Raw genomic sequence first — 25,700 nt, 5'->3', positions numbered from 1 at the left:
ACCTAGGACGCGAAACGCGGCGTGCCGCGTGACACCCCACAGTCCCGCCTCACCCGCGCGCCGCCTGTCCGCCGCGCCTCGGACCCCGGCCCGGCCGCGTCCCGCCCGGCCCGCTCCGATACCTTGTGACCTCGATGAACCGTTTGCTGACCCCGCCCGGCGAGCTCGACCTCGTCCGCTTCCCGGTCGACCCGCGCGCGGACCTGCGCGCCTGGGACGCCGCCGACGAGTACGTGCTGCGGGAGCTCGGCGGGGTGGACCTGTCCGGGGCCGTGGTGGTGCTGGGGGACCGGTGGGGCGCGCTGACCACGGCGCTGGCCGCGTACCGCCCGACCCTGGTCACCGACTCGCACCTGGCCATGGAGGCGACCCGGGAGAACCTGCGCCGCGCGGGGGTCGCCCCGGAGGACGTGCGCCTCCTGACCACTCAGGACGTGCCGCCGGACGTGATCGACGTGCTGGTGGTGCGGGTACCCAAGAGTCTGGCCCTGTTGGAGGACCAGCTGCACCGGCTCGCGCCCGCCACGCACGCGGGCACGGTCGTCGTCGGCACGGGCATGGTCAAGGAGATCCACACCTCGACGCTGGAGCTGTTCGAGCGGATCCTCGGGCCGACCCGCACGTCCCTGGCCGAGCGCAAGGCGCGGCTGATCCACTGCGTGCCGGACCCCGCCCTGGTCCGGCCGGCCAACCCGTGGCCCCGGACCCACGCGCTGCCCGCCGACGTGGGCGCCGTCTCGGGGCTGACGGTGACGAACCACGCGGGGGTGTTCTCGGCGGAGCGGCTCGACATCGGGACCCGGTTCCTCCTCCAGCACCTGCCGGTCAGGTCCGGGGCGGAGCACGTCGTGGACCTGGGCTGCGGCAACGGGGTCGTCGGGCTGGCCGCAGCGCTCGGCAACCCGGCCGCCGAGGTGACGTTCGTCGACGAGTCCTTCCAGGCGGTCGCGTCGGCGGAGGCCACGGTCCGGGCCAACGCACCCCAGGTCAAGACCCATTTTCTGGTACGCGACGGGCTCGTCGGCCAGCCGCCCGCCAGTGTCGACCTGGTCCTGAACAACCCGCCGTTCCACGTGCACCAGGCCACCGGCGACGCGACCGCGTGGCGGATGTTCACGGCGGCGCGCGCGGCCCTGCGCCCCGGGGGCGAGCTGTGGGTGGTGGGCAACCGGCACCTCGGGTACCACGTGAAGCTCCGCAAGCTCTTCGGCAGCTGCGACCTGGTCGCCAGCAACCCGAAGTTCGTGATCCTGCGCGCCGTTCGTACGGGTGTACTAAGATAGCGGCGTGACCTCGTACTCCTTCCAGCCCTCGATCCTCGACCTGGCCCCCGACGGCCCCGGGCTCGGCGGGCTCGCGGCCGTCCGGCGGCACCCGCTGACCCTGGGCGCCTGGGTGGACCACCTGCCCGGCTGGGCGCGCGGCTCCGACGAGGTCCTGACCACCCTGCTGCACGGGGTCGCCTGGCGGGAGGAGCGCCGGACGATGTACGACCGCGAGGTCGACGTCCCGCGTCTCCAGCGCTGGTTCGGCGGCGACGAGCCCCTGCCGCACCCGCTGCTCACCGAAGCCCGTGACGCCCTGTCCGGGCACTACGCCCCCGAGCTGGGCGAGCCGTTCGTATCCGCCGGCATGTGCCTGTACCGGACGGGTAACGACTCCGTCGCCTGGCACGGCGACCTCAACGGCCGGGCGTCGACCAGCGACACCATGGTCGCGATCGTGTCGTTCGGCTCGCCGCGCGCGCTGCTGCTCCGGCCGCGCGGCGGCGGGGAGAGCCTCCGGTTCGCGCTCGGGCACGGCGACCTGGTCGTGATGGGCGGCTCGTGCCAGCGGACGTGGGAGCACGCGGTGCCGAAGACGCACCGGCCGGTCGGGCCACGGGTGAGCGTCCAGTTCCGCACGGCCGGGGTCTCCTGACCCGCGGATCGGCCAGCGATCCGGAAGCGGCCGCCGGGGCGGTCGCAGGAAACAGCCGCATGGCCTCCTGGTCGGTCCGGTTGGTCCGGTCGGGTCAGGCCACCCCGCGCGGATCGGCCTTGCCCGACGGGGCGGGCGCGGCTCGGGAGTGCCGGGGTGGTCGTACCCGTCGAAAGTTTTTCGGGGTCGGGGTGAACCGAAGCGGGGTGCGGTGCGTAGTGGCGGGGGACAGGCCCCTCGTCGATCGGGGTGGACAATGACAACCCTGGACATGACCCCGGCGCTGTGCCGGCGCGCGGTGCTGGTCGGGGCGGGTGCCGTCGGCGCGACCGCCGTGCTCGCGGCCTGCGGCGGCTCGGCCTCCGACGCGCCGACCGACCCGGAGCCGAGCAGGTCGGCGAACGCCCAGCCGGGCGGCTCGGCCGCGCCGACCTCGGCGGCCCCGGACGCGGGTGTGCTGGCCAAGGTCGCGGACGTGCCGGTCGGCGGCGGCAAGCTCGTCGGTTCGGTGCTGCTGGTCCAGCCGCAGGCCGGCGTCGTGAAGGCGTTCAACGCGCGGTGCACCCACCAGGGCACCATCGTGGACGCCCCCGAGCAGGGTGTGATCACCTGCCCGAACCACGGTTCGCAGTTCAAGGCGGAGGACGGGTCGCTGGTGAAGGGGCCGGCCGCGCGGGGACTGTCGGCGATCGCGGTGAAGGTGGTGGGGGGCGACGTGGTCAGGGCCTGACCGGGGATCCGTGGCTACCATGGGACCCCGCGCCCGGTCGGCGCCGGACGGGGGAGCGGACGATGACGGGGACCGACGGCACGGCACCCCGGCGGTGGTCGCTGTCCCGGGGCCGGGTCGCGGCGGCCCTCGCCGTGCTGGTCGCGGCCCTGCTCGTCTTCCACGGGGCCGTGCCCAACCGGGTCGGCCGGCTGGGCAGCCTGCTGGAGACGTACCTGCCGTGGTGCGGGTCGGCCGTCCTTCCGCTGCTGGTCGTGGCGCTGGTGCGCCGGTCCGGCGTCGCCCTGCTGGCGCTGGTCCTGCCGGTCACCGCCTGGCTCGCCCTCTTCGGCGGCGCGCTGCTGCCCGACGGCTCCGGGGCGCACGACCTCACGGCGGTCCAGCACAACGTCGACGACGAGAACCCCGATCCGACGGGTACCGCGGGAGCCCTGCTCGCCGCCCGGGCCGACCTGGTCGCGCTGGAGGAACTGGTGCCCCCGGCCCTGTCGGCGTACGCGGCGGTCCTCGACCCGGCGTACCCGCACCGCGCGCTGGTCGGCACCGTCGGCCTGTGGTCGAAGTACCCGCTGACGGACGTGCGGCCCGTGGACATCCGGCCGGCGGGTCTCGGCGCGGACTGGAACCGTGGCCTGCGGGCGACCGCCGCCACCCCGAAGGGCGACCTCGCGGTGTACGTGGCCCACCTGCCCTCCGTCCGCCTCGGCGCCGACGGTCTGCGGTCCGCCCGGCGGGACGAGAGCGCGGCGCTCCTCGGCGCGGCGCTCGCGGCCGAGCCGGTGCGCCGGGTGGTCCTCCTCGGCGACCTCAACGCCACTGTGCACGACCGGGGGCTCGGGCCGGTCAGCGCGCGGCTGGGCGCGCCGGTTCCGGCGTTCCCGTTCAGTTGGCCCGCGGCCCTGCCGGTGACCCGGATCGACCACATCCTGGCCCGGACGGCGACCGTCACGTCCCTGTGGACCCTGCCGTCCACCGCCAGCGACCATGTTCCGGTCGCGGCCCGCATCAGGCTCTGACCCCGGCCACGCCGGGCGCTCAGTGTGGTGTGTCGAGGTCCGTGGCCAGGGCGCGCAGGGCCTCGCGCACCGCCCAGTCCCGGAGCGCGTCGCGGCCCGTCGCCGTCCCGCGCAGCGCCACCGCCCGGTCGCCGGTGGGCCCCGAGACCCCCACGAACAGGGTGCCGACCGGGTGTCCGTCCTGCTCGGCCGGGCCGGCGACCCCGGTGGTGGACAGCCCGTAGTCGGCGGCGAACCGCTGGCGGGCGGCCACGGCCATCGCCACGGCCGTCGGGTGGCTGACCGGGCCGTGCGCGGCGAGCAGGCCGCCGTCCACGCCGAGGACGTGCTCCTTGGCCTCGGTGGCGTACGCGACGATGCCGCCCCGGTAGAACCGCGACGCCCCCGGGGCGGCGGTGATCCGGCCGCCGAGCAGGCCGCCGGTGAGCGACTCGGCGGTGGCGAGGGTGAGCCCGCGCGCGGTCAGCACGGCGGCGACGACGTCCTGGGGATCCACGGTCCCACTCTAGGTCGCCGGGCGACCAAGGGCGGGGCGGTCGGGCCGTGCCGGGTGCCTACGGTGCGCCGGGGAGGCTGGTCAGCGGGGGGAGCGGGCAGTGCAGGAGCGCGCAGACGGTCCGGAGGAGTTCGATCTCCGTCACCTGGGCCACCGCGTCGTCGCTGATCACGGCGACGGCGGCCCGGACCAGGGTCTCCTTGGCCCCGGGGTCGAGCCGGTCGAGCACCGCCCAGCCCTCCTCCAGGTCCAGGACGCCGGCGGTCAGTTCCGGCCGGGTGGCGGGGGCGTCGGGGAGGGCCAGGGCCATGCCGGCCCGGTACGCCCGGTCGGCCGCCGCGCCGGACTGCCCGGACTGGGCCAGCACCGCGAGGAGCACGGAGACCTCGTGCCGGGCGCGGGTCAGCGGGAGCCGGGTCGTCCACCTCGGCTGGGGGTGCAGGGCCTCATAGAGGTGGCGGTGCAGCATGCGCGACAGGCAGTACTCGAAGGGGCTGGTGCGTCCGTCGGCGTTGACGAGGGCGTACACCGCGCCGAGCACCGCGTTCTGGTCCTCGGTGGTCCGGTGCCGCAGCGCGGGGAACGCGAGCTCGGCCAGGGGCAGCCGGAGCACCGCCGGCAGGCCGGACAGCTCCTCGGCCTCGGCCCACGCGGCGTCGGCGACGGCCCGGCCGTACCCCGCGACGAGGTCGGCGTGCTGGCGGGCGCGGACGTCCGGATCGGCGGACAGCAGCAGGCCCAGCACCAGGGGCACGACCCGGTCGACGCTGCGGGCCCGGGCCGCGAAGGTCTCCGGGATCCGGGACAGGAACGCCTCGGCGTGCCGGTAGGAGTTCGCGTCGGGGGAGGCGACCCGGGCCACGACCTCGTCCCCGGCCGTCGCCCGCGTCGGGGTGTCCGCACCGGCGGGGCCCGGCCCGGTGACGTCTGACCCGGCCGGGTCCCCGGATCCCGTGCCCCTTTCCGGCCGGGGGGCCGCGTGCCCCGTCAGCCCCAGGGTCAGGTCCTCGCGCATCCCGTCGGGCGGCGACTGCGCCCACCCCTCGGCGAGCGCCGCCAGCTGCGCCGGATCGAACGACGGGTCCAGCGCCCGGATCCGTTCGGCCAGCGGCGGGTGGGTGGCGAACCACGACGCCCGGGCCTTCGATCCGGTGCCGAACAGCATGTGCCCGACCTCCTCGGCCTTCGGCGCGCCGAGCCGGGACCCGGCGGGCAGTCCGCCGATCTTCTTCAGCGCGCCGGCGATGCCGCTGGTCTGCCGGGTGAACTGCACGGCGGCGGCGTCGGCCAGGTACTCGCGCTGCCGGGACACCGACGCCTTGATCAGCCGGCCGGCGAGGACCCCGACGTAGCCGGCGACGACGAGGGCGATCCCGATCAGGGGCAGCGGGTTGCCGCCGGACTTCTCGTCCCGGGACCGGCCGAACGCGCCGGCCCGCAGCATGGTCTCCCCGGCCAGGGCGAGGAACATGATGCCGAACAGCAGCCCGATCAGGCGGATGTTGAGCCGCATGTCCCCGTTGACGACGTGGCTGAACTCGTGGGCGATGACGCCCTGGAGCTCGTCGCGGTTCAGGGTCTCCAGCGCGCCCCGGGTGACGGCGACGGCGGCGTCCGAGGTGGACCAGCCGGCGGCGAAGGCGTTGATCGCGGACTCGTTCTGGAGCACGTACACCTCGGGCACGGCGACCCCGGAGGCGATGGCGATCTCCTCGACGACGTTGCGGAGCCGGCGCAGCTGCGGGTCGGTGGTGTCGTGCGGGACGTAGTCGCCGCCGAGTTCGCGGGCCACCTTGCCGCCGCCGCCGCGCAGGGTGGCCATCCGGTACAGGGTGGCGAGCCCGATCCCGGCGGCCGTGACCACGGTGCTGACGACGACCAGGCCCGTGATCTGCGACAGCGGCTGGTCGAACGCGCCCATCGCGAGCACGACGGCGAGGTCCACGACGACGACGATGCCGACGACGGCGAGGGCGAACAGCAGCACCAGCCGGACGGACATCCGGCGCAGGTGCCGCTGGCGCTCGAAGAAGTTCATGCTCTAGAACTGGACCTTGGGCGCTTCGCGCTCGCCCGGTTCGTCGACCTCGAACAGCGCGGCCGGGGCGAAGTTGAACATGCCGGCGAGCACGCTGGAGGGGAACACCTCGCGCTTGTTGTTGTAGGTCATCACGGCGTCGTTGTAGGCCTGCCGGGCGAAGGCGACCCGGTTCTCCGTGGAGGCGAGCTCCTCGGACAGCTGCATCATGTTCTGGTTGGCCTTGAGGTCCGGGTAGGCCTCCGCCAGGGCGAACAGCCTGCCGAGGGTCTGGCTGAGGATGTTCTCCTGGCCGGCGAGTTCGGCCATCGCGGCCGGGTCGCCGGGGTTGGCGGCGGCCCGGGTCTGCGCGCTCATCGCCCCGGAGCGGGCAGCGATCACGGCCTCCAGGGTCTCGCGTTCGTGTTTCATGTAGCCCTTGGCGACCTCGACCAGGTTGGGTATCAGGTCGTGGCGCCGCTTGAGCTGGACGTCGATCTGCGCGAACGCGTTCTTGTAGGCGTTGCGCGCCCGGACCAGGCCGTTGTAGACGCCCACGGCGTAGCCGGCGACGACGAGGACGACGACGAGCAGGCAGATGACAGTGATGAGCAGCCCCATGCCCTCATGATGCATCCCATATGGGACCTTTTATCGAGTTTCTGACACAGTGACAACCATCATTGTGTACCGGGGCGCGCCGGTGTTGGCTCCGCGCATGCTGCTCCGTCGGGTCCTCGCCACCCTCGCGCTCCCGCTGCTCCTCGCCGCGTGCGTGGGCGCCCCGAAGGCCGCCCCGGTCGCGTCCCCGGCCCCGTCCCCGACGATGTCCGCGTGCGACGACATCGCCGCCGCGTACACCCGGTGGGGCATCGGGCTGCCGGCGGACGTGGCGGCCGTGAAGGCCCTGGCCGCCCCGGCGGTGCGGGCGCTGGCCTCGGGCGGCAAGGGGCTCGCGGGCGCGGTCCGCGCCCACGGTGCCGAGGGGTCGGTGAAGGCGCTCGCCGACGCGGTGGACGAGTACAACAAGAAGGTGTCGGCCCTCAGCGCGGACACCGCCCTCGCGGGGAGCGTGGGCGAGGCGAACGCGAACGACCTGGTCACGGCGCTGGGCGGGGTGCGCGCGGCCTACACGGCGTACCGGACGGCGGCCTGCTAGGTCCCGGCGGCCGGGGTGAGCGGCCCCGCGTCGCGTCCGTGTCGGCAGCGCGGCCCGGCGCGCTCGCCCGGTCGGCGTGGACCTGTCAGGGTGCCGGCCGGCCCGCGACCGCCGCGTCCACCGCCGACGCCGACAGCACCCGGCTGAGTACCTGCACCGTGCACCCGACCAGCCCGGCCCGCTCGTCGAGCAGGCTCGGCACGATCTCCAGCCGCCGGGTCGCGTACGCCGCCGCGCGCTGGTAGACCGCCTCGCGCACCCCGGCCACGAGGGGCTCGTACGCCCGGGCCAGGTCGCCGCCGAGGACGACGACGGCCGGGTTGAGGATGTTCACGGCCGCCGCGAGGACCTCGCCGAGCCGGCGCCCCGCGTCGCGCACCGCGTGCACGACCCGGGGGTTGCCGTCGCCGACCATGGAGACCAGGTCCGCGACGGAGCGCACGGGCAACCCGTCGTCCGCCAGCCGCCGCACCAGGGTCGAGCCGCCGGCCACCGCCTCCAGGCAGTCCGTGTTGCCGCAACGGCACGGCACGCCGCCGCCGTTCTCGACCCGGATGTGGCCGAGTTCGCCGGCCGCGCCGATCGCGCCGCGTTGCAGGATTCCGCCGGCCACCACGCCCGCGCCGATCCCGGCGGACACCTTCACGGCGAGCAGGTCGGTGATGCCGTCGGCGCGCCGGGCCCAGTGCTCGCCGACGGCCATCGCGTTCACGTCGTTGTCCACCACGACGGGCACCCCGAACGCGGCCACGAACGGCGCCGCCAGGTCCACGTCGTCCCAGCCCGCGAAGGTCGGCGGGGTACCGGTCCGGCCGGTGGCCACGTTCACCGGCGCCGGTACGGCCAGGCCCACGCCGCGCACGTCGGCGGCGGTCCGGCCCAGTTCGGCGAGCATCCGGCGCCACCGGTCCAGGAGCCAGTCGAAGACCACGTCGGGGCCCCTCGTGGCGTCCAGCGGGCCGGAGTCCTCGGCGCAGGGGTCGCCGGCCAGGTCGTACACCCCGAACTGGGTGCGGGTGACGCCGACGGCGGCGGCCAGGACCACCCCGGCGGCGGCGTTGAAGGACAGCCGGACGGGCGGCCGGCCCCCGGTGGACGGGCCGACCGTGGTCTCGACGAGCAGGCCCCGGGTGAGCAGTTCGGTGACCCGGGCGGTGACGGCCGTGCGGGACAGCCCGGTGAGCCGGCCGATGTCGCCACGGGTGTCGGCGTCGCCGGCGAGGACGAGGCGCAGGACGTCTCCCGCGCTCGCGGGGGCGGGGGCGATCGGAGACCGGGCCATGAGACGAGAGTTAACCATTCGGACTTGCGTACGTCAAAGTGTCGATACTGCGGAGGCTTCTGCATTTCACGATACGAAACTACGCTTGCTTTGAGACCGAACTTCTGCCTAGGGTTGCTTGAACCTGCTTGGGAAAGGCTCCTTTCATGCATCAGAGCGCACCGGTCGCCGCCTGTGACTTCGTGGTCTTCGGCGGCACGGGGGACCTCGCGTTCCGCAAGCTGCTGCCCGCCCTCTACCTCCGCGACCGCGACGGCCAGCTGACCCCCGACACCCGGATCGTCTCGGTGTCCCGCGCGGGGCTGACTGACGAGGACTACCGGGACAAGGTGCACGCCGAGGTGCGCGCCTTCCTGCCGCCGGGCACGTTCGACGCCGACGCCTGGGCCGCGTTCCGCGAGCGCCTGCACCACCGCGAGCTCGACGTCACCGACCTCGACGCGTACCAGGTGCTCACCGACATCCTGGCCGGCTCCGACGACAAGGTCCGGGCCTTCTACCTGTCCTGCGCGCCGAAGCTGTTCGGCCCGGTCAGCCGCAACCTGCACGAGGCCGGCCTGATCACGGAGAAGTCCCGGGTCGTGCTGGAGAAGCCGATCGGCACGGACCTGGCCAGCGCCCGGCGGATCAACGACGAGGTCGGCGCGGTGTTCGCCGAGCACCAGATCTACCGGATCGACCACTACCTGGGCAAGGAGACCGTCCAGAACCTCCTGGTGCTGCGGTTCGCCAACATGCTGTTCGAGCCGCTGTGGCGGTCGGGCTCCATCGACCACGTGCAGATCACCGTCGCCGAGGACCTGGGCGTCGGCGGCCGGGGCGGCTACTACGACGACGCCGGCGCGCTGCGGGACATGGTGCAGAACCACCTGCTCCAGCTCCTGTGCCTGGTCGCGATGGAGCCGCCCGCGAGCGTGGACGCCGACGCGGTCCGCGACGAGAAGCTCAAGGTGCTCCAGGCCCTGCGGCACACCGCGCCGGGCGACGTGGTGCGCGGGCAGTACCGGTCCGGGGCGGTGGACGGGGCGGCCGTGGCCGGCTACACCGAGGAGCTGGGCGCGCCCAGTACCACGGAGACGTTCGTCGCCCTCCGGGTCGGGATCGACAACTGGCGCTGGGCGGGGGTGCCGTTCTACCTGCGCACCGGCAAGCGGCTCGACCGGCGCAGCTCCGAGATCGTGGTCCAGTTCCGGCCCGTCCCGCACTCCATCTTCGGCGCCGACGGCCCGCCGCTGTCCCCGAACCGGCTGGTCCTGCGGTTGCAGCCCGACGAGGGCGTCCGGCTGCACCTGATGACCAAGGAGCCCGGCCCGGGCGGGTACCGCACCCACGACGCCAGCCTGAACCTCCAGTTCTCCGAGCGGTTCAAGACCCGCACCCCCGACGCGTACGAGCGCCTGCTGATGGACATCGTGCGCGGCAACCCGACCCTGTTCATGCGCCGCGACGAGGTCGAGGCCGCGTGGACGTGGACGGAGCCGATCCTGGCCGCCTGGGCCGCCGACGCTGTCGGCCCGAAGCCCTACGCCGCCGGTTCTTCCGGCCCCGCCGCCGCGATCGCCCTCATCGAGAGGGACGGTCGCACCTGGCACGAGGAGGAATCCACGTGAACCCCGTCCTGGAAGCCGTGACCCGCCGGATCACCGCCCGCTCCGCGCCCCGCCGCGAGGCCTACCTCGCCCGGATCCGGGCCGCCGCCCTGACCGGCCCCGCCCGGGGCGACCTGGGCTGCGCCAACCTCGCGCACGGCTTCGCGGCCTGCGGACCCGAGGACAAGCTGATCCTGCGCTCCACCCCGCGCGCGAACATCGGCATCGTCACCGCGTACAACGACATGTTGTCGGCGCACCAGCCGTACGAGTCCTACCCGCCCCGGCTCAAGGCCGCGCTGCGGTCCGTCGGGGCCACCGGGCAGGTCGCCGGGGCCGTGCCCGCTATGTGCGACGGGGTGACCCAGGGCCGGGCCGGCATGCAGCTGTCCCTGTTCAGCCGGGACGTGATCGCGATGGCCACGGCCGTGGCGCTGTCGCACGACATGTTCGACGGCGCGCTGTACCTGGGCGTGTGCGACAAGATCGTGCCCGGTCTCGTGATCGGCGCGCTGAGCTTCGGGCACCTGCCGGCCGTGTTCGTGCCCGCCGGGCCGATGGTCTCCGGGCTGCCGAACAAGGCGAAGGCGCGGATCCGGCAGCAGTACGCCGAGGGGCTGGTCGGCCGGGAGGAGCTGCTGGAGGCCGAGGCCCAGTCGTACCACTCGGCCGGCACCTGCACCTTCTACGGCACGGCCAACTCCAACCAGCTCGTCATGGAGGTCATGGGCCTGCACCTGCCGGGGTCGAGCTTCGTCAACCCGGGCACCCCGCTGCGCGACGCGCTCACCGACGAGGCCGCCCGCCGGGTGGTGTCGCTGACGGCGCTGGGGGACGACTACACCCCGATCGGTGAGGTCGTCGACGAGAAGGCCGTCGTCAACGGGGTGGTCGCGCTGCTGGCCACCGGCGGCTCGACCAACCACACGATGCACCTGGTCGCGATGGCCGCCGCCGCCGGGATCGAGCTGACCTGGGACGACATGGCCGAACTGTCGGCGGTCGTGCCGCTGCTCAGCCGGATGTACCCCAACGGCGCGGCGGACGTGAACCACTTCCACGCGGCCGGCGGCATCGGCCTGCTGATCCGCGAACTCCTGTCGGCCGGCCTGCTGCACCGCGACGTGCGCACGGTCGCCGGCCACGGCCTGGACAACTACCTGGCCGAGCCGTTCCTCGCCGAGGAGACCCTCGTCTGGCGGGACGGGGTCGCCGAGTCCGGCGACAAGGACGTGCTGCGCGGCGTCGGTGACCCGTTCGCCCCCGACGGCGGGATGCGGATGCTCGCCGGCAACCTCGGCCGGGCCGTGATGAAGGTGTCCGCGGTGAAGGCCGAGCACCGGATCGTCGAGGCCCCCGCGCGGATCTTCGACGACCAGGCGGACTTCCTCGCAGCCTTCGACCGCGGCGAGTTCACCGCCGACGCCGTGATCGTGGTCCGCTACCAGGGCCCGAAGGCCAACGGCATGCCCGAGCTGCACAAACTCACCCCGCCGGTCGCCGTGCTCCTCGACCGGGGCCTGAAGGTCGCGCTCGTCACCGACGGCCGGATGTCCGGCGCCTCGGGCAAGGTGCCGGCCGCGATCCACGTGACCCCGGAGGCGGCCGACGGCGGGGCGCTGGCCCTGCTCCGCGACGGGGACCTGGTCCGGCTCGACGCCGACGCCGGGACCGTCGAGGTGCTGGCCGACCTCACCGGCCGTGCCCCGGAGGGTTCCCCCAAGGAGACCGATTCCTGGGGTACGGGACGGGAGCTGTTCGCCGGCTTCCGTGCCCTCGTGGGACCCGCCGACCGGGGCGCGACGATCTTCTGATCCCGACCACCCGGGCCGGGCAGTCGGGATCGACCGCCCGGCCCGGGCGCGACCGTGGTCCGACCCGGGCCGCGATCACCGGCCGGACCGGGTGGCCACCGGCCCGGCCCGTCGGTCCCGGACGGCCGGCCGGCCCGCCGCCGGGTGCCCGGTCCGCGCGCCGGAGCCGCCCGGCCCCGTCGCCGGCCTAGCCTGACCACCGGAAACACCCGGCACCACCCGAACGCACACCGAGCCCGACAGGGGAACCATGACCTCGATTCTCGACCTCGCGCCCGTCATCCCGGTCGTGGTGATCCACGACGCCGCGCACGCCGTGCCGCTCGCCCGGGCCCTCGTCGCCGGGGGCCTGCCGGCCATCGAGATCACCCTGCGCACCCCGGCCGCCCTGGACGCGGTGCGCGCCATCGCGGCGGAGGTGCCGGAGGCGTTCATCGGCGTCGGGACCGTCACCACCCCCGCCCACGTGGCCGCGTCGGTGGCGGCCGGGGCGAGGTTCCTGGTCAGCCCCGGGGCCACCCCGGACCTGCACGCGGCGCTGGCGGACTCCGGGCTGCCGTACCTGCCCGGGGTCGCCACCGTGTCCGAGGTCCTCGCGGCCGTCGAGCGCGGGCTCACCGAGCTGAAGTTCTTCCCGGCGGAGGCGGCCGGCGGGGCGCCGTACCTGAAGGCGCTGTCCGGGCCGCTGCCCGGCGTGCGGTTCTGCCCGACCGGCGGCATCACGGTCGACTCGGCCGCCGGGTACCTCGCGCTGCCGAACGTGGGCTGCGTGGGCGGCTCGTGGCTGACCCCGGCCGATCTGCTGGCGGCCGGCGACTGGGACGCGGTGCGCGACCTCGCGGCCGGGGCGGCGAAGCTGCGGCCCTGATCTGAGCGGGTCGCGCGGGGCGTGACCGGGGCGGGGCGGCACAGTCCACAAAAGACTGTGAGACTGTCGTGAGACTCACGGCCGCCGTTGGGTGGATAGGTTCCCTACTCAAGGAACCCCCACTTCGATGGAGGACACATGACCCGTTCCCTGCCCCGCGCCCGCAGGCTCCTCGCCGCTGCCGCCGTCTCCGCCCTCGCGACCGCCGGCCTCGCGGGCCTCGCGGCCCCCGCCCAGGCCGCCGCCAACTGTACCGGCCCCTACTACGCGATCTACCACTCCGGTGGCCAGGTCGTCGCCGAGGCGGACAAGGTCTGCAACGGCGAGGTCGTCAACGCCTACGCCTCCGTGCAGCGGCTGAACCCGGCCACCGGCACGTGGACCATCCTCGCCGGCCACATGGGCCAGGCCGTCTACACCTGTGTCGGCACGGCCAGCAACACCTACCGGGTCGGCGGCACCAGCGCCGGTGCGGGCTGGTACCCGTTCACCGCCGCCTGCGGCTGAGCCCTCCCGCCCCACCTCGACCGACGCTCCCGGCGTCGCGGGCACGGCCACCGCGCAGTGGTCGTGCCCCCGGCCGCCCGGTACCGCACGGCAGCGGGCTCCGGCCACCCCACACGGCAGTGGCCGGAGCCCGTCCCCCGATGTACCCGTCAGCAGTGGGTGTAGGAACCCCCACCGGACAGGTACGTGTCCCGGATCCACCCGGTGAGCCAGGTGCGCTCGTCGGTGACGTACGTCCACGTCGAGCCGTCGGCCGCCGCCGCGTAGCACCGGTAGTGCAGGCTGTCCTGCGGTTCCGCGCCGCCGCGCCGGTCGCAGTGCGCGCCCGGGCCGCTGCGGACGTTCGCGTGGCCGTAGGCGTGCCCGTAGGTGCCCCCGTCGGTTCCGGGGTCCCAGCCGCAGAACCCGGCGACGGTGAACGGCTTCTCGTCGTTGGCCGACGCGGGGAGGGCGATGCCGACGATCCCGACCACCGCGATCCCGGCGACGGCCAACCCGTTCCTGAGCTTCGTGTTCATCTCGGTCTCCTTCGTGGCTCCCGGATCCGCACCCTGCGTCCCGGCCTCGACACCCACCGTCACCCCGGGCCCTGCCGCGTGTCCAAGACAGGCATGCATGCGCAACGGTTATGGATCGCGCGCGGCTACACCACCTCGTAGCCCGGTGACGTCTCCGTCTCGGCCGAGCCCGGCGGCACCTGCCGCCCGTCGAACACCAGCGCGATCTGCTGCCCCGCCCCCGGCCCCAGCACGGTCGACGCCCGCCGGGCCGCGTTGAGCCGGACCGCGATGTTCCACTCGTCGTGGCTGCCCAGGCTGTAGGCGGCCCCGGCCCGGATCGCGTAGTACCGCACGAACGCGGTGCGCCTGGCCTCCCACTGCGGGTCCGTGGGCGGCACGGCCTCGAAGTCGGCGCGGAAGTCCGGGTCGAGGGCGTAGCGGCGGGCGAAGTACTCCTCGATGGCGCCGATCAGCGGGCCGGGCGCGCCGCGCAGGAAGAAGTCCCGCACGTCGGACGGCCCGAGCAGGTGCATCGCGTCGAACCGGGCCCCGAGCTGCTCGCCGTCGTCCTCGACCAGCACCCGGGTCCACATCCGCATGTAGTCCCCGCCCTTCGGGCTCGTCGCGGCGAGAAGCTCGGCCAGGTCGAGGCCCAGGTCGGCGGCGTGCCGGGCGAGGGTGGTGCGGCCCTCGGCGGACTCCAGCTGGTACGCCGCCGGGTTGAGCACGTGGAACCGTTCGCCGAGGTCGGCGGCCAACCGGCGCGCGGTGTGCCCGGCGACGGCCACGTTGGTGCCGGGGTGCCCGCCGCCCCGGGGGCTGACCGGGCAGCTCAGGTACGCCACGAGCCGGTCGCCCGCACGGGCCCGGGCCAGGTCGTCCTGGATGAGCAGCACCTGGCGTTGGAAGACGTCGAACCAGGGGCCGGTCTGCCAGCTGAACCGGATGATCTTCCGGGCGGGCACCGGGAAGTCGGTCACGGTCTCCAGGGTCGCGGTCATTCTCATCGCCCCCATCCGGTAGGGCCGAGCAGGTTGTTGTTGCGGACCTTGAGCCGCTCGGGCACGGTCGCGTTGTAGTGCGCGACGAAGTCGATGCCGTCGGCGGCGACACTGGTCTCGTCGTGCACCCGCAGCAGGGTGAACCAGCCGTTGAGCAGCCCGTCGAAGTGCAGGACGAGCCAGGTCAGCTCCACAAGGGCCCCGTTGACCCACGTGTCGAGGTACTCCTCGGTCGACGTGCCCGGCTCCCCGCCGAGCGGCCCGCCCGCGATCCGGCCCTTGGCCTCGTCGCGCAGCACGGCGCGCAGGGCGGCGAACTGTTCGTCGGTGACCGCGTGCGGGTCGGTGTGCGCGGCGAGCGCGAACCGCAGCGCGTGCAGGTGCGGGTCCCGGTAGTGCTCCGGGTGCGCCTCGAAGTCGGGCTTCCCGGTGGAGTCGACGAGGTGCAGCAGCATCTCCTCGGCGGGTTCGCCGGCCGCCGTCAGGGTCGCGTACCCGATGACGGTGTGGTGGGTGATCGAGTACCGGCTGCGGTTGAGCAGGCTGACCAGGTTGATCAGCAGCTCCTTGGTGACCCGGTCCACGAACCCCGCGTACGGCAGCAGCGTCCGCGCGGACGGGTCGGCGGGCGACGGCCACCGGGCCAGCGGGCCGTCGTCGAAGATGAAGGAGTTGGCGTAGGGCACCTCCGTGGTGGCCAGCGCGGGCAGCCAACCCATGGTGCGGATCAGGTTGTTCGGGATGCCCCAGGTGTGGGCGGCCAGGTCGTAGGCGGCGCGGACGTACCCGTCGGCGTGCGCGGCGGCGAGCGGCGGAACCCTTGGGTCGCCCTGCGGCGGTTTCAGGTCTGCGGTGGACACGGGGACTCTCCTCACACCTCGGTCAGCCGGCCCTCGCGGTCGGCCCAGTACAACGGCAGGTCGGGGTAGCGGTGGCGCATCGCGTCCACCAGGGGCCCGGCCGACCCCTTGGCCCGCTCCGGCAGGCACACGTGCCCGTCCTGCTCCGGGGGCACGTACCCGCGGACCAGGTCGCGTTTGATCACGTTGGCCAGCCGGGAGTCCTCGCCGCCCCCGGTGGGCGCGGCCGGGTCGACCTGCACGGCCGAGGCCCCGCCCCGGGTGGACACGTGGTCGGCGTGCGGGACGAGCCGCCAGAGCTGCTGGGCCTGGTAGCTGGTGATCGAGCCGGCGAGGTTGGCCTCCAGCCCCCGGTGGTGGCAGTAGTCCACGAAGAACCGGATGTCGGCCACGGACAGCACGCCCCGCCGGTCCAGCCCGGCCGCGTCCACGTCGAGCGGTTCGAAGGCGACGAGTTCGGGGCTGTCGGCGGCGGAGACGAGTCCGACCCGGGCGACCTTGAGCAGCACGCTGGTGTCGAGCATCATCGCGTCGGCCCCGGCCCGGGCGGTCGCGTCGACCATCCGGCGGATCGCCTCCCGGTCGGTGCGCCGCCCGGAGCCGAGCCCGAACCGGGCGTGCGGGAACAGTTCGGTGAGCGCGACCCGGGTGTGGGTGGCGTCCTCGGGGAGTACCCCCCTGTCCTTGAGGGAGTCGAGGTCCACCTGCCCCGGGTCGGTGAACAGCACCCTCCCGTCGGCGTCGCGGAGCGTGCCCACCGCGTACTCGCGCAGGTCGAACACCCCCGGGCCGGCGTCGGCGGGGTGGAACTCGCGGAGCGCGACGAGCCCCCGGCGGACCCCGGGCAGGGTCCGGCGCGCCGCCCACAGGTCGAGGTCCTGGGCGAACAGCACGGACATCACCTGGGTGTGGCAGTGCGCCTCGGTCCGGTCGAGGGTCGCGACGACCTCGGTGAGCACGTCGGTGAGGACGCCGACGTCCATGCCGTCGAGGCCGACCTTGACGATCGGGCACGGGTGCACCCGGTGTCCCATGGCGACCGTGACGCCGAGGGCGGCCTGCGCGGCCTTGCCGGCGATCTCGTACGGGGACTTCTGCAGCGCCCGGCCGTCCGGCGACCGCTTGAACAGCAGCTGGTCCTCGCCGATGTTGGTGGACAGCTGGACGTCGAGGCTCCGGGCGTGGTTCAGCACGGAGTCGCTGATCGCCATGATCTGGCGGGGTTTGATGGTGCCGAGCGCGCTGCGCGGATCCTCGCTGTCGACGATCCGCGCGCCGCCGAGGACGGCCTCGCGGGCCTCCTGCGGACTGAACACGCTGACGAGCACCTTGCGGTTGGGCATGTCGGCTCCCCGGTCGGACACGGACGAGTGGAACCTATTCATAATCGGTATAAATTTGGACGATTACCAAGAATTACTGCTATAACTTGTGGTTATGGACGTGGATCTGCGTCTCCTCCGGTACTTCGTCTCCGTCGCCGAGGAGCTGCACTTCACCCGGGCCGCCGAGCGCCTGCACATCTCCCAGCCGGCGCTGTCCAAGCAGGTCAGGATGCTGGAGAGCCAGCTGCGCCTGACCCTGCTCCGCCGTTCCAGCCGGCACGTCGAGCTCACCGACGCCGGCCGCGCGCTGCTGCCCCAGGCCCGCCGGCTGCTCGACCAGTGGTCGGAGTCGCTGACCGCGACCCGGGCGGCCGCCGCCGAGGAGAACCGCACCCTGCGGGTCGGGTTCATCGCCAACGCGTGCGGGGAGCTGACGCCCCGGATCTTCCAGGAGTTCGCCCGCCGCCGGCCGGACTGGAAGGTCACCATGTCCCAGGCGCAGTGGGGTGACCCGACCTGCGGGCTGCGCGACGGGCGGGTGGACGTCGCCTTCCTGCGGGTACCGGTGCCGGCCGACGAGTGCTTCCACCAGAAGGTGCTGCTCAGCGAGCCCCGCTGGGTGGTACTGCCGGCCGGGCACCGGCTCGCCGCCCACGACGTGGTGCCGTTCGCGGCGCTGCTCGACGAGCCGTTCGTGGCCACCCCGGCCGAGTCGGGGGTGTGGCGCGACTTCTGGCTGGCCGTCGAGGAGCGCGAGGGGCACCCGGTCCGGATCGGCGCCGAGGTGCACTCGTCCGACGAGTGGATGGAGGCCATCGCCAACGGCTTCGGGGTGTGCTTCACGGCCGAGTCGACGGCCCGGTTCTACACCCGGCCGGGGGTGGTCTACCGCCCGGTGGACCGGATCTCGCCGACCCGGGTGGCGCTGGCGTGGCACCGCGACGACCGGCGCCGGATCATCGCGGACTTCGTGGCCGTGTGCGCGGCCGTCGCCGAGAAGTAGGAGGAATCCGATGGGTGTCGACCTGGGCGGCGTCGAGTTCTACACCGGTCCGCCGGTGCTCGGCGGGCCGGACGACCTGGAGGCGGTCGTGCTGGACTTCATCAACGGCGCCAAGGAGGTGCTGCTCATCGCCGTGCAGGCCCTGGACTCGCGCGCGATCGCCGAGGCGGTGATCGCCGCGAAGGCCCACGGGGTGCGGATCCAGCTGATCCTGGAGGGCAACTACCTCACCGAGGACAAGCCGCTGCTCACGCCGTGGGAGGCGGGCGGGGACAACGAGATCCACCGGACCATCCACGCCGCCCTGCTGCGGGCCAGGATCGACGTGGTCACCGACCTGAACCCGGACCTGTTCCACCAGAAGTTCGTGGTCCGCGACCCGGGGCTGGCGTCGGCGGCGGTCCTGACCGGCTCGGCCAACTTCACCCTCACCGACACCGGCACCAACCCGCCGGCCGGCGTCGGGGGCAAGAAGGGCAACAACCTCAACCACATGGTGGTACTGCGCGGCAAGCGCGTCGCCAGCCTGTACGTCACCGAGTTCGCGAGCCTGCGCTCCGGCACGTTCGGCCCGCTCAACGAGCGGCACGAGCCCCGCCCGGCCGAGCTGCGGCTCGGCGGGATCCGGGTCAAGCCCCTGTTCGCGCCGCAGCAGGGCCCCGAGATGGAGATCATGAAGCAGATGCTCAAGTCGACGTCGAGCGTGGACTTCGCGATGTTCACCTTCTCCCGGTCCTCCGGCATCGACGACACCATGATCCGGCTGGTGGACTCGCTGACCCGGGTGCGCGGGATCCTCGACCGCAACCAGGGCGCGATGACCTGGGCGGCCACCCCGGACCTGAAGGCCGCCGGGGTGCGGCTGTTCGAGAACAAGCCCGGCACGGGGGTGCGCAAGGTGCACCACAAGCTGATGGTGGTCGACGAGCGGCTCACCATCGCCGGCAGCTTCAACTACACCGCCCCGGGCGCGACCCTCAACGACGAGAACCTCCTCGTCCTCGGCGACCTGGACGAGACCGACCCGGTCGCCGAGGCCCGCCAGCGCCAGATCGCGGCGTTCGCGCTGGCCGAGATCGACCGGATCACCGCCGACCTGGCCCGGCCGGTGTGACGCCCGGCGGCCCCCCGTCCGGAACCGCCGGGCGCCCCGTACCCGGGGAATGGTCCTAGCAGTTGGTCCTGGTCCACAGGTCGGTGTGCGCGACGGCCGCCTCCACGTCGGGGCTGTCCAACCGGATCTCCGCGCCCGGCTTGCCGTCGAGCAGGTCCAGGTCCACGGCGACGATCACCTGCATGTCGGTCCGCAGGTCGGCCGGCGCGGCGTTGAGGATGGCCTGGAAGTTCTTCTTCGCCCGGACCTTGTCGACGCCCGCGATCGCGGAGCTGCCCGTCTTGGCGATGCCCATCAGCAGCGCCTGGTCCTTCTCGAACAGTGAGCAGAAGTCGCCCACCGTGGTGGTGCCGGCGCTGGCACTGGCCTTCGGGGCGGCCGACCCGGTCGGTTCCGGGGCCGCCGAGCCCGACTGGCCGGTGGACGGGGCGGGCGCCGCGATCGGCAGCTCACAGGCCGTGAGCGTCCAGGCCACGGCGAGGAGCCCGGTCGTGGCCGCCAGCATCCTCCGACGAGTTCCTACAGACATCGCTCTCCTCCGATGGGGTGTCGTCAACCGGTCACGGGACCGGCCTCGCCCGGGCTGCCGCCGTACGCTTCCCGCATTGCGGCAAATGGCATTTAAGTTGCCCATGGCTGGGTCGATGCGGTTTGATGCGCATCGGGCCCTGGGGGAGAGCGTCGCCGCAACCGCTCAACGTTCGCTCAAGGTGGTGAGGCTGTGGGGGGAACCACGACCATGGAGTTCCGGGTACTCGGGCCGATCGAGGTCCGCGCCGACGGGGAACCGGTGCGGCTCGGCGGTCCCCGGCCGCGTTCCGTCCTCGGTGTCCTGTTGGTGCACGCCGGCCAGGCGGTGCCCGTCGAGCACCTGATCGACCAGCTGTGGGGCGAGGACCCGCCGGCCAGCGTCCTGCACGCGCTGCACGTGCACATCTCCGCCCTGCGCAAGGGGCTCGGCGGGCGGCTGGTGACCGTCGCCAACGGCTACGTGCTGGACGCCGCGCCCGACGAGGTCGACGCCGGCCGGTTCGAGAGCCTGGTGGCCGCCGCGCGGGCCCGGCTGGACACCCACCCCGCCCGGGCCGCCGAGGACCTCGCCACGGCGCTGGCCCTGTGGAAGGGCGAACCGTACGCGGGCATCCCCGCCGGCCCCGACGTCGAGGCCGCCCGGCTCCGGCTCGCCGAACTGCGCCTGTCCGCCTGGGAGGACCGGTTGCACGCCGACCTGGCCCTCGGCCGGCACCACCGGGTCGCCGCCGAACTCGCCGGCGCCGTCCTCGCCCACCCCACCCGGGACCGGCTGGCCCGCGCCCACCTCCTCGCCCTGTACCGGTGCGGCCGGATCGCCGACGCCCAGGCCGGCTACGCCGCGCTCACCGAGGTCCTCGACGCCGAACTCGGCGTGGAACCCGGCGAGGACGTCACCGCGCTCGCCCGGGCCATCGACCGCCGCGACCCGACCCTCGACCCGCCGTCGGCGATCCCGGTGCCGCCGAGCCGGTTCATCGGCCGCCGCCGCGAACTCGACCAGCTCGCCGCGCAGCTCGGCGCGTCCCGGCTGCTGACCGTGACCGGCCCGGGCGGCGCCGGCAAGACCCGCCTCGCCCTCGAACTGGCCCGCGACACCGCCGCCGACTACCCCGACGGCGCGTACGTGGTGGAACTCGCCTCCGTGCCCGCCGGCACGGTCGTCACCTGCAAGGTGGCCGCCGCCGCCAACGTCTTCGAACGCGCCTCCGAACCGATCCTGCGCAGCCTCGTCACCCGCCTGCACAACGCCCGCGCGCTCCTCGTCCTCGACAACTGCGAGCACGTGGTCGACAGCTGCGCCGAGATCGTCGACACCCTGCTCCGCGAGTGCGCCGGGGTCCGGGTCGTCGCCACCAGCCGCGAACCGCTCGGTGTGCCCGGCGAGCTGGTCCGGCCGCTGGCGGGGCTGGCCGTGCCCGCCGAGGACGACACCGACGCCGTGGCCGCCCGGGTCGAGTCCGTCCGGCTGCTCGCCGACCGGGGCGCCGCCGCCCGGCCCGGGTTCGCGCTCACCGCCGCCACCATCGGCACCGCCCGGCAGCTCACCCGCCGGCTCGACGGCCTGCCGCTGGCCATCGAACTCGCCGCCGCCCAGCTGCGCACCCTGTCCCTCGACGAGGTCGCCGAACGCCTCGGCCGCCGGCTCGACCTGGCCGACCGCCGGTCGCGGACCACCCCCGACCGGCACCGCACGATGCGCGCCGCCATCGACTGGAGCTACCAGCTGCTCGCCCCTGACGAACAGGCCCTGTTCCGGGGGCTCGCCGTGTTCGTGGACGGCTGCCGGGCCGATGCCGTGGAGGCCGTCACCGGCGCGGGGCACGACGTGCTCGCCCGGCTCGTGGACCAGTCCGTGGTCGTCGCCGAGGAGAGCGCCGAGGGCACCCGGTACCGGATGCTGGAGCTCGTCCGGGAGTACGCGGCCGGGCAGCTCGCGGAGTCCGGCGAGGCCCCGGAGCTGCGCCGCCGGCACGCGCGGTGGTACGCGGAGTTCGCCGAACAGTCCTACCAGGCCGAGACCGCCGGCCCCCGGCTGCGACTGGTCCGGGCCGAGGTGCCGAACTTCCGGGCCGCCGTGCGGTGGTGCTTCGAGGACGGCGGCGACCCGGAAACGGCCGTCGGGATCGGCGCCTCGATGTGGTGGTACTGGAGCGACCACGGCATGAGCGTCGAGGCCCTCGGCTGGGTCCGCCGCGCCCTGGAGGACCCGGCCGTCGAGCTGTCCCCGGCGGCGTTCGTCCGCGCCACCCGGGCGGCGTCGGCGCTGGTCCGGGGCTCCGGGGACCTGGACCTGGCCCGCAGGTGGGGCGAGCAGTCCCTGGCCGCGTGCCGGGAACTGGGCGACCTGCGGGCGTTGCAGAGCGCGCTGAACGGGCTGTCGTTCACCGCCCTGGCCCAGTGCGACTACGTCGCGGCCGAGGAGTTCGCCGTGGAGTGCCGGCGGGCGTGCGAGGAGGGCGGGGACAAGTACCGGGCGATCGTCGCCGGCACCCCGCTCGGCCTGGCGCTGTGCGGGCAGGGCCGGTTGGCCGAGGCCGGCGAGCTGTTCGCCGACATCCGCGACGCGTGCCGGGACGCCGGCAGCCAGCCGGTCGGGATGGCCGCCGCGACCAGCAACCTGGCCATGGTGCGCCGCCGGCTGGGCGACCTGGCCGGCGCGCGCGCCCTCTACCGCGAGAGCCTCGCCGAGTACTACGACCTGGGCCTGCCCACCGGCCAGATGGAGGTCCTCGACGGACTGGCCGGCATCGAGTACGCGGAGGGCCGGCCCGCGCGCGCGTTGAAGCTGCTCACCGTCACCGACCGGGAGTGGGACCGGCTGGGCGTGATGGGGATGACGAACCAGTTCCGGCTGGCCGAGCGGGCCGGGACCCGGGCGGGGGCGAGCGCGGCGCTGGGGGAGCGGGTCGGGAAGGTCGTGGAGTCGGTGCGGGGGAGCAGCCTTTCGGCCGTGGTGGCGGAGGTGCTGGCGGAGCGGTGAGGGAGGGGCGCCCCCCTCCGTACCCATCGGAAGGTTCCTAGGCTGTTGACCGGCCGAACAGGACCAGCGCCCAGGTCAGGCACCCGAACGCCGCCGTCGACGCGACCGCACGCACGATGTTCCACCCCACCCAGGTCGCCTCGAACTTCGCCCGCACCGCCGCCAGATCCGTGATCGCGCCCGGCTTGCCGGCCGCGTCGAGCGCGTTGTTCAGCGGCACGTTCACGGCGGCGGTGACGATGAACATCACCAGGTACAGCGCGAACGCCGCGATCAGCCACGGCAGCGCAGCCCGGGTCGCCGCGCGCAGGTGCAGCAGGGCCGCCGCCGCCGTCAACGCCAGCGCGCCCAGGAAGCACAGCATGAACCAGCCGTTGAGGATGGCCACGTTGATCCGCTGCATCGTGTCGACGAAGCTGCGGTCCTCGGCCGCGCGCAGGCCCGGCATGACGGCGACGGAGAAGGCGTAGAACAGGCCCGCGATCAGGCCCGTGGTGAGGGTGGCCGCGATCAGGACGGCGCCTCGGAGCAGGTTTCCGGTCATGCCCACAGTCAACATGATCTTGGGCATCGACACCACGATCTTTTCCGGGTACCTATCCCGTCCAGCCCGGCCGCACCAGCCCCGACTCGTAGGCGAACACCACCAGCTGTGCGCGGTCGCGGGCGCCCAGCTTCACCATCGCCCGCGACACGTGCGTCTTCGCCGTCGCCGGGGACAGGAACAGCCGCTCCGCGATCTGCTCGTTCGTCAGCCCGCCGGCCGCCAGCGCCATCACCTCGCGTTCGCGGTCCGTCAGCGCGTCGAGCCCCGGCGTGGCCACCGGCCCCCGCGACCGGGTCGCGAACTCCGCGATCAGCCGCCGGGTCACCCCCGGGGACAGCAGCGCGTCGCCCCGGGCCACCACCCGCACCGCCTGGATCAGGTCCGCCGGTTCGGTGTCCTTGACCAGGAACCCGCTCGCCCCGACCCGCAGCGCCTCGAACACGTACTCGTCGTGCTCGAACGTCGTCAGGATCACCACCCGCACCTCGGCCAGCGCCGCGTCGGCCGCGATCTCCCTGGTCGCCTCGATCCCGTCCAGCCGGGGCATCCGGATGTCCATCAGCACCACGTCGGGCCGGTGCTCCCGGGTCAACCGGACCGCCTCCACCCCGTCGGGGGCCTCGGCGACCACCTCCATGCCGTCCTGCGCGGCCAGCAGCGCGCGGAAGCCGCCCCGGACGAGGGCCTGGTCGTCGGCGAGCAGTACGCGGATCATGTCGGCAGCCTGCCGTACACCCGGAAGCCGCCCTCCGGCCGGGGGCCCGCGACGAGCGTCCCGCCGAGCGCGTCGGCCCGCTCCCGCATCCCCGTCAGCCCGTTGCCCGCCGTCGAGCCGCCGCCCACCCCGTCGTCGAGGATCTCCACGGTCACCGCGTCCGGCTCGTAGCCGACCAGCACCCGGGCGGTGTCCACGTGCGCGTGCCGGTACACATTGGTCAGGGCCTCCTGCACGATCCTGAACGCCGCCAGATCGGCGTTGGCGGGCAGCTCCCGGGCGGTGCCGGTGACCGTGAGCCGCACGTCCAGCCCGGACACGGCGAGGCGGCCCAGCAGCTCGTCGAGGCGCTCCAGGCTCGGGGCGGGCGCGCGCGGCGCCTCCTCGTCCACCTGGCGCAGCACGCCCAGCGTGGACCGCAGCTCCTGCAACGTCTCCTTGCTCGCCGCCTTGATCACCGTCAGCGCCTCGCGGGCCTGGCCCGGGTCGTCGTCGAGCAGGTGCAGCGCCACGCCCGCCTGCACGTTGATCAGGGAGATGTTGTGCGCGATCACGTCGTGCAGCTCCCGGGCGATCCGGAGCCGCTCGTCGCTGGACTGCCGCTTGTGCTCCTCCATCCGGGTCCGGGCCACCTCGGTGAAGTGCAGCCGGCGGACCCGGACGAACTCGGCCACCATCATCGTGCCGACCAGCCAGGCGGCCACCCCGAACATCCGGCCCACCGTCGGCGCCGGATCGCGCTCCACCAGCAGCCCGATCGCCAGGAACCCCGCCAGCCCCGTCGCCGCGGCCGCCTTCGCCCACCTGCGGTGTCCGGTCAGGATCGTCAGGAAGAGCGCGATCAGGAACCCGAGACCGATCGGCCCCCACGGGTACCCGAGGGCCAGGTAGCCGCCCGTCGCCGCCAGGGTGCCGGCCAGCGGCAGGCCCACGTGCACCCGGCCCAGGTAGAGGACCAGGCCCGACGCCGCCAGCAGCGCGTACCCGCGCGCGTCGAGCACCGAGTCGTCCTCGGTCACCGCGCGCGTGCCGACGATCTGCACGGCCGCCACCACCAGGGGCAGCACCCGCACCCGCCACGTCAGCGGGGGCACCACCCGCAACGGGCGCGGACGAACTCGACGCATGCCCGCAGGGTAGTGCACTCCGGATCCCGGGGGCGTCCGCTCGGGGGAGGCGGCCCGACTACTCCCCGGGGAGTACCCGGCGCGTCCCGATCGACTCCGCCGGGCCGATGCCGCGCGGTGCCCCGCCGCCCACACTTGAGCCATCACCTCAGGAGGTCACAATGTCACACGAACCGGGCCAGGTCCGCGCCTCCGACAAGGAACGCGAACAGACCGTCGCCTTCCTGCGCGCCGCGCTCGCCGAGGGAATGCTCACCCTGGAGGAAACCGACGAGCGGCAGGCGGCGGCCTACGCGGCGAAGTACCGCCACGAGCTCGACGTCCTGCTCACCGACCTGCCGCGCCAGTTGCGCTGGCGCACCCCCGAGGCCGTGACCGAGTTCCGGCGGTGGGGGCGGCGCAAGGCGGCCGTCCTGGGCACCGCGCTCGCCGTCGTACTCACGTTCGCCCTGTTCACCGGGCACTTCTTCTGGCCCATCCTGCCGATCCTGTTCGTCGCCTTCCTCGTGCTGCGCCGGGGGGCGTACCACCGGATGGGCGGCGGGCGGGGCTGCGGGTCGCGGCGCGGCTTCGGACCGGCCTCGGCCTGAGCGGGG

General features: G+C 73.9%; 25 protein-coding genes. 13 read left to right on the top strand and 12 right to left on the bottom strand.

The genetic code is table 11. From position 1 onward, the window contains the following. The first annotated feature begins 134 nt into the window (after positions 1 to 134). The 4 genes from AB0M43_RS03205 to AB0M43_RS03190 all read left to right on the top strand — a co-directional run bounded on the left by AB0M43_RS03205 (position 135) and on the right by AB0M43_RS03190 (position 3,666). Positions 135 to 1,283, top strand: coding sequence for a methyltransferase (locus tag AB0M43_RS03205; protein ID WP_363720651.1), 1,149 nt, complete (start codon positions 135 to 137; stop codon positions 1,281 to 1,283). A gap of 4 nt (positions 1,284 to 1,287) precedes the next feature. Continuing rightward, a complete protein-coding gene (locus tag AB0M43_RS03200; protein WP_363720649.1) occupies positions 1,288 to 1,920 on the top strand; it encodes an alpha-ketoglutarate-dependent dioxygenase AlkB in 633 nt (210 codons plus the stop codon). A 256-nt stretch (positions 1,921 to 2,176) separates the two neighbouring features. Further along, positions 2,177 to 2,650, top strand: a complete 474-nt coding sequence (locus tag AB0M43_RS03195; protein ID WP_363720647.1) for a Rieske 2Fe-2S domain-containing protein — start codon at positions 2,177 to 2,179, stop codon at positions 2,648 to 2,650. A 62-nt stretch (positions 2,651 to 2,712) separates the two neighbouring features. After that, entirely contained in the window at positions 2,713 to 3,666 is a 954-nt protein-coding gene (locus AB0M43_RS03190) for an endonuclease/exonuclease/phosphatase family protein (protein WP_363720645.1), read from the top strand. A gap of 19 nt (positions 3,667 to 3,685) precedes the next feature. Here the strand turns inward: AB0M43_RS03190 and AB0M43_RS03185 are convergent, their stop codons facing one another. The 3 genes from AB0M43_RS03185 to AB0M43_RS03175 are packed head-to-tail and all read right to left on the bottom strand — an operon-like array spanning position 3,686 to position 6,800. After that, positions 3,686 to 4,162: a nicotinamide-nucleotide amidohydrolase family protein gene (locus tag AB0M43_RS03185; protein ID WP_363720644.1), complete on the bottom strand. Its 477-nt coding sequence runs from the start codon at positions 4,160 to 4,162 to the stop codon at positions 3,686 to 3,688. Positions 4,163 to 4,220: 58 nt separating this feature from the next. After that, positions 4,221 to 6,200: a M48 family metallopeptidase gene (locus tag AB0M43_RS03180; RefSeq protein WP_363720642.1), complete on the bottom strand. Its 1,980-nt coding sequence runs from the start codon at positions 6,198 to 6,200 to the stop codon at positions 4,221 to 4,223. A 3-nt stretch (positions 6,201 to 6,203) separates the two neighbouring features. Next, a complete protein-coding gene (locus tag AB0M43_RS03175; RefSeq protein WP_363720640.1) occupies positions 6,204 to 6,800 on the bottom strand; it encodes a LemA family protein in 597 nt (198 codons plus the stop codon). Between the two features lie 49 nt (positions 6,801 to 6,849). Between AB0M43_RS03175 and AB0M43_RS03170 the strand changes: the two genes are divergently transcribed. Then, positions 6,850 to 7,338: a hypothetical protein gene (locus tag AB0M43_RS03170; protein WP_363720638.1), complete on the top strand. Its 489-nt coding sequence runs from the start codon at positions 6,850 to 6,852 to the stop codon at positions 7,336 to 7,338. An 85-nt stretch (positions 7,339 to 7,423) separates the two neighbouring features. Here AB0M43_RS03170 and AB0M43_RS03165 read toward each other — a convergent pair whose 3' ends face one another. Beyond that, the gene (locus AB0M43_RS03165; RefSeq protein ID WP_363720637.1) at positions 7,424 to 8,620 is read right to left on the bottom strand and encodes an ROK family transcriptional regulator; all 1,197 of its coding nucleotides are present in this window, start codon (positions 8,618 to 8,620) and stop codon (positions 7,424 to 7,426) included. 146 nt (positions 8,621 to 8,766) lie between these two features. On the opposite strand from AB0M43_RS03165, the gene zwf reads away from it, so the two are divergent. From zwf to AB0M43_RS03145, 4 genes are all read left to right on the top strand, one after another. Then, a complete protein-coding gene (zwf, locus tag AB0M43_RS03160) occupies positions 8,767 to 10,230 on the top strand; it encodes a glucose-6-phosphate dehydrogenase (protein ID WP_363720635.1) in 1,464 nt (487 codons plus the stop codon). Further along, entirely contained in the window at positions 10,227 to 12,023 is a 1,797-nt protein-coding gene (edd, locus tag AB0M43_RS03155) for a phosphogluconate dehydratase (RefSeq protein ID WP_363720633.1), read from the top strand. The genes zwf and edd overlap by 4 nt, the downstream gene beginning before the upstream one ends. Before the next feature lie 250 nt (positions 12,024 to 12,273). After that, positions 12,274 to 12,891 carry a bifunctional 4-hydroxy-2-oxoglutarate aldolase/2-dehydro-3-deoxy-phosphogluconate aldolase gene (locus AB0M43_RS03150; protein ID WP_363720631.1) on the top strand — a complete coding sequence of 206 codons (618 nt, stop codon included), beginning with the start codon at positions 12,274 to 12,276 and terminating at the stop codon, positions 12,889 to 12,891. Positions 12,892 to 13,029: 138 nt separating this feature from the next. Further along, on the top strand, positions 13,030 to 13,398 hold the full coding sequence (locus tag AB0M43_RS03145) for a hypothetical protein (RefSeq protein ID WP_363720629.1): 369 nt from the start codon (positions 13,030 to 13,032) through the stop codon (positions 13,396 to 13,398). A gap of 149 nt (positions 13,399 to 13,547) precedes the next feature. Here AB0M43_RS03145 and AB0M43_RS03140 read toward each other — a convergent pair whose 3' ends face one another. The 4 genes from AB0M43_RS03140 to AB0M43_RS03125 form a co-directional block, all read right to left on the bottom strand. Next, positions 13,548 to 13,916 carry a hypothetical protein gene (locus AB0M43_RS03140; protein ID WP_363720627.1) on the bottom strand — a complete coding sequence of 123 codons (369 nt, stop codon included), beginning with the start codon at positions 13,914 to 13,916 and terminating at the stop codon, positions 13,548 to 13,550. Between the two features lie 125 nt (positions 13,917 to 14,041). Then, positions 14,042 to 14,905 carry a hypothetical protein gene (locus tag AB0M43_RS03135; RefSeq protein ID WP_363720625.1) on the bottom strand — a complete coding sequence of 288 codons (864 nt, stop codon included), beginning with the start codon at positions 14,903 to 14,905 and terminating at the stop codon, positions 14,042 to 14,044. Further along, the gene (locus AB0M43_RS03130; RefSeq protein ID WP_363720623.1) at positions 14,902 to 15,759 is read right to left on the bottom strand and encodes a hypothetical protein; all 858 of its coding nucleotides are present in this window, start codon (positions 15,757 to 15,759) and stop codon (positions 14,902 to 14,904) included. Before AB0M43_RS03130 ends, AB0M43_RS03135 begins: the two co-directional genes overlap by 4 nt. Positions 15,760 to 15,770: 11 nt before the next feature. Further along, positions 15,771 to 17,102: a (5-formylfuran-3-yl)methyl phosphate synthase gene (locus AB0M43_RS03125; protein ID WP_363720622.1), complete on the bottom strand. Its 1,332-nt coding sequence runs from the start codon at positions 17,100 to 17,102 to the stop codon at positions 15,771 to 15,773. 94 nt (positions 17,103 to 17,196) lie between these two features. Between AB0M43_RS03125 and AB0M43_RS03120 the strand changes: the two genes are divergently transcribed. Next, positions 17,197 to 18,087, top strand: coding sequence for a LysR substrate-binding domain-containing protein (locus tag AB0M43_RS03120; protein WP_363720620.1), 891 nt, complete (start codon positions 17,197 to 17,199; stop codon positions 18,085 to 18,087). A gap of 10 nt (positions 18,088 to 18,097) precedes the next feature. Next, a complete protein-coding gene (locus AB0M43_RS03115) occupies positions 18,098 to 19,201 on the top strand; it encodes a phospholipase D-like domain-containing protein (protein ID WP_363720618.1) in 1,104 nt (367 codons plus the stop codon). A gap of 55 nt (positions 19,202 to 19,256) precedes the next feature. Here the strand turns inward: AB0M43_RS03115 and AB0M43_RS03110 are convergent, their stop codons facing one another. Then, on the bottom strand, positions 19,257 to 19,730 hold the full coding sequence (locus AB0M43_RS03110; protein ID WP_363720616.1) for a hypothetical protein: 474 nt from the start codon (positions 19,728 to 19,730) through the stop codon (positions 19,257 to 19,259). A 192-nt stretch (positions 19,731 to 19,922) separates the two neighbouring features. Here AB0M43_RS03110 and AB0M43_RS03105 point away from each other — a divergent pair, with 192 nt between their 5' ends. After that, positions 19,923 to 22,715, top strand: coding sequence for a BTAD domain-containing putative transcriptional regulator (locus AB0M43_RS03105; RefSeq protein ID WP_363720614.1), 2,793 nt, complete (start codon positions 19,923 to 19,925; stop codon positions 22,713 to 22,715). 37 nt (positions 22,716 to 22,752) lie between these two features. Here the strand turns inward: AB0M43_RS03105 and AB0M43_RS03100 are convergent, their stop codons facing one another. Genes AB0M43_RS03100 through AB0M43_RS03090 form a run of 3 tightly spaced genes read right to left on the bottom strand, consistent with a single transcriptional unit; the run spans position 22,753 to position 25,104 of the window. Next, positions 22,753 to 23,286 carry an anthrone oxygenase family protein gene (locus AB0M43_RS03100; protein ID WP_363720612.1) on the bottom strand — a complete coding sequence of 178 codons (534 nt, stop codon included), beginning with the start codon at positions 23,284 to 23,286 and terminating at the stop codon, positions 22,753 to 22,755. 25 nt (positions 23,287 to 23,311) lie between these two features. After that, a complete protein-coding gene (locus AB0M43_RS03095; protein ID WP_363720610.1) occupies positions 23,312 to 23,977 on the bottom strand; it encodes a response regulator transcription factor in 666 nt (221 codons plus the stop codon). Then, positions 23,974 to 25,104, bottom strand: a complete 1,131-nt coding sequence (locus tag AB0M43_RS03090; protein ID WP_363720608.1) for a sensor histidine kinase — start codon at positions 25,102 to 25,104, stop codon at positions 23,974 to 23,976. Before AB0M43_RS03090 ends, AB0M43_RS03095 begins: the two co-directional genes overlap by 4 nt. A 161-nt stretch (positions 25,105 to 25,265) precedes the next feature. Between AB0M43_RS03090 and AB0M43_RS03085 the strand changes: the two genes are divergently transcribed. Further along, entirely contained in the window at positions 25,266 to 25,694 is a 429-nt protein-coding gene (locus AB0M43_RS03085) for a DUF1707 domain-containing protein (protein WP_363720606.1), read from the top strand. Positions 25,695 to 25,700 lie beyond the last annotated feature (6 nt).

This window comes from Longispora sp. NPDC051575, assembly GCF_040681875.1.
Taxonomy (GTDB): Bacteria; Actinomycetota; Actinomycetes; order Mycobacteriales; family Micromonosporaceae; genus Longispora.
The sequence above is the reverse complement of the archived record's forward strand: the minus strand, read 5'-3'. Positions and strand labels throughout refer to the sequence as shown.

Bases quoted from the DNA above. Each gene is read 5' to 3' on its own strand.
- AB0M43_RS03205 (WP_363720651.1), top strand. From the start codon at position 135: ATGAACCGTTTGCTGACCCCGCCCGGCGAGCTCGACCTCGTCCGCTTC.
- AB0M43_RS03195 (WP_363720647.1), top strand. From the start codon at position 2,177: ATGACAACCCTGGACATGACCCCGGCGCTGTGCCGGCGCGCGGTGCTG.
- AB0M43_RS03190 (WP_363720645.1), top strand. From the start codon at position 2,713: ATGACGGGGACCGACGGCACGGCACCCCGGCGGTGGTCGCTGTCCCGG.
- AB0M43_RS03180 (WP_363720642.1), bottom strand. From the start codon at position 6,200: ATGAACTTCTTCGAGCGCCAGCGGCACCTGCGCCGGATGTCCGTCCGG.
- AB0M43_RS03175 (WP_363720640.1), bottom strand. From the start codon at position 6,800: ATGGGGCTGCTCATCACTGTCATCTGCCTGCTCGTCGTCGTCCTCGTC.
- AB0M43_RS03165 (WP_363720637.1), bottom strand. From the start codon at position 8,620: ATGGCCCGGTCTCCGATCGCCCCCGCCCCCGCGAGCGCGGGAGACGTC.
- zwf (WP_363720635.1), top strand. From the start codon at position 8,767: ATGCATCAGAGCGCACCGGTCGCCGCCTGTGACTTCGTGGTCTTCGGC.
- AB0M43_RS03150 (WP_363720631.1), top strand. From the start codon at position 12,274: ATGACCTCGATTCTCGACCTCGCGCCCGTCATCCCGGTCGTGGTGATC.
- AB0M43_RS03145 (WP_363720629.1), top strand. From the start codon at position 13,030: ATGACCCGTTCCCTGCCCCGCGCCCGCAGGCTCCTCGCCGCTGCCGCC.
- AB0M43_RS03140 (WP_363720627.1), bottom strand. From the start codon at position 13,916: ATGAACACGAAGCTCAGGAACGGGTTGGCCGTCGCCGGGATCGCGGTG.
- AB0M43_RS03135 (WP_363720625.1), bottom strand. From the start codon at position 14,905: ATGAGAATGACCGCGACCCTGGAGACCGTGACCGACTTCCCGGTGCCC.
- AB0M43_RS03125 (WP_363720622.1), bottom strand. From the start codon at position 17,102: ATGCCCAACCGCAAGGTGCTCGTCAGCGTGTTCAGTCCGCAGGAGGCC.
- AB0M43_RS03120 (WP_363720620.1), top strand. From the start codon at position 17,197: ATGGACGTGGATCTGCGTCTCCTCCGGTACTTCGTCTCCGTCGCCGAG.
- AB0M43_RS03115 (WP_363720618.1), top strand. From the start codon at position 18,098: ATGGGTGTCGACCTGGGCGGCGTCGAGTTCTACACCGGTCCGCCGGTG.
- AB0M43_RS03110 (WP_363720616.1), bottom strand. From the start codon at position 19,730: ATGTCTGTAGGAACTCGTCGGAGGATGCTGGCGGCCACGACCGGGCTC.
- AB0M43_RS03100 (WP_363720612.1), bottom strand. From the start codon at position 23,286: ATGCCCAAGATCATGTTGACTGTGGGCATGACCGGAAACCTGCTCCGA.
- AB0M43_RS03095 (WP_363720610.1), bottom strand. From the start codon at position 23,977: ATGATCCGCGTACTGCTCGCCGACGACCAGGCCCTCGTCCGGGGCGGC.
- AB0M43_RS03090 (WP_363720608.1), bottom strand. From the start codon at position 25,104: ATGCGTCGAGTTCGTCCGCGCCCGTTGCGGGTGGTGCCCCCGCTGACG.
- AB0M43_RS03085 (WP_363720606.1), top strand. From the start codon at position 25,266: ATGTCACACGAACCGGGCCAGGTCCGCGCCTCCGACAAGGAACGCGAA.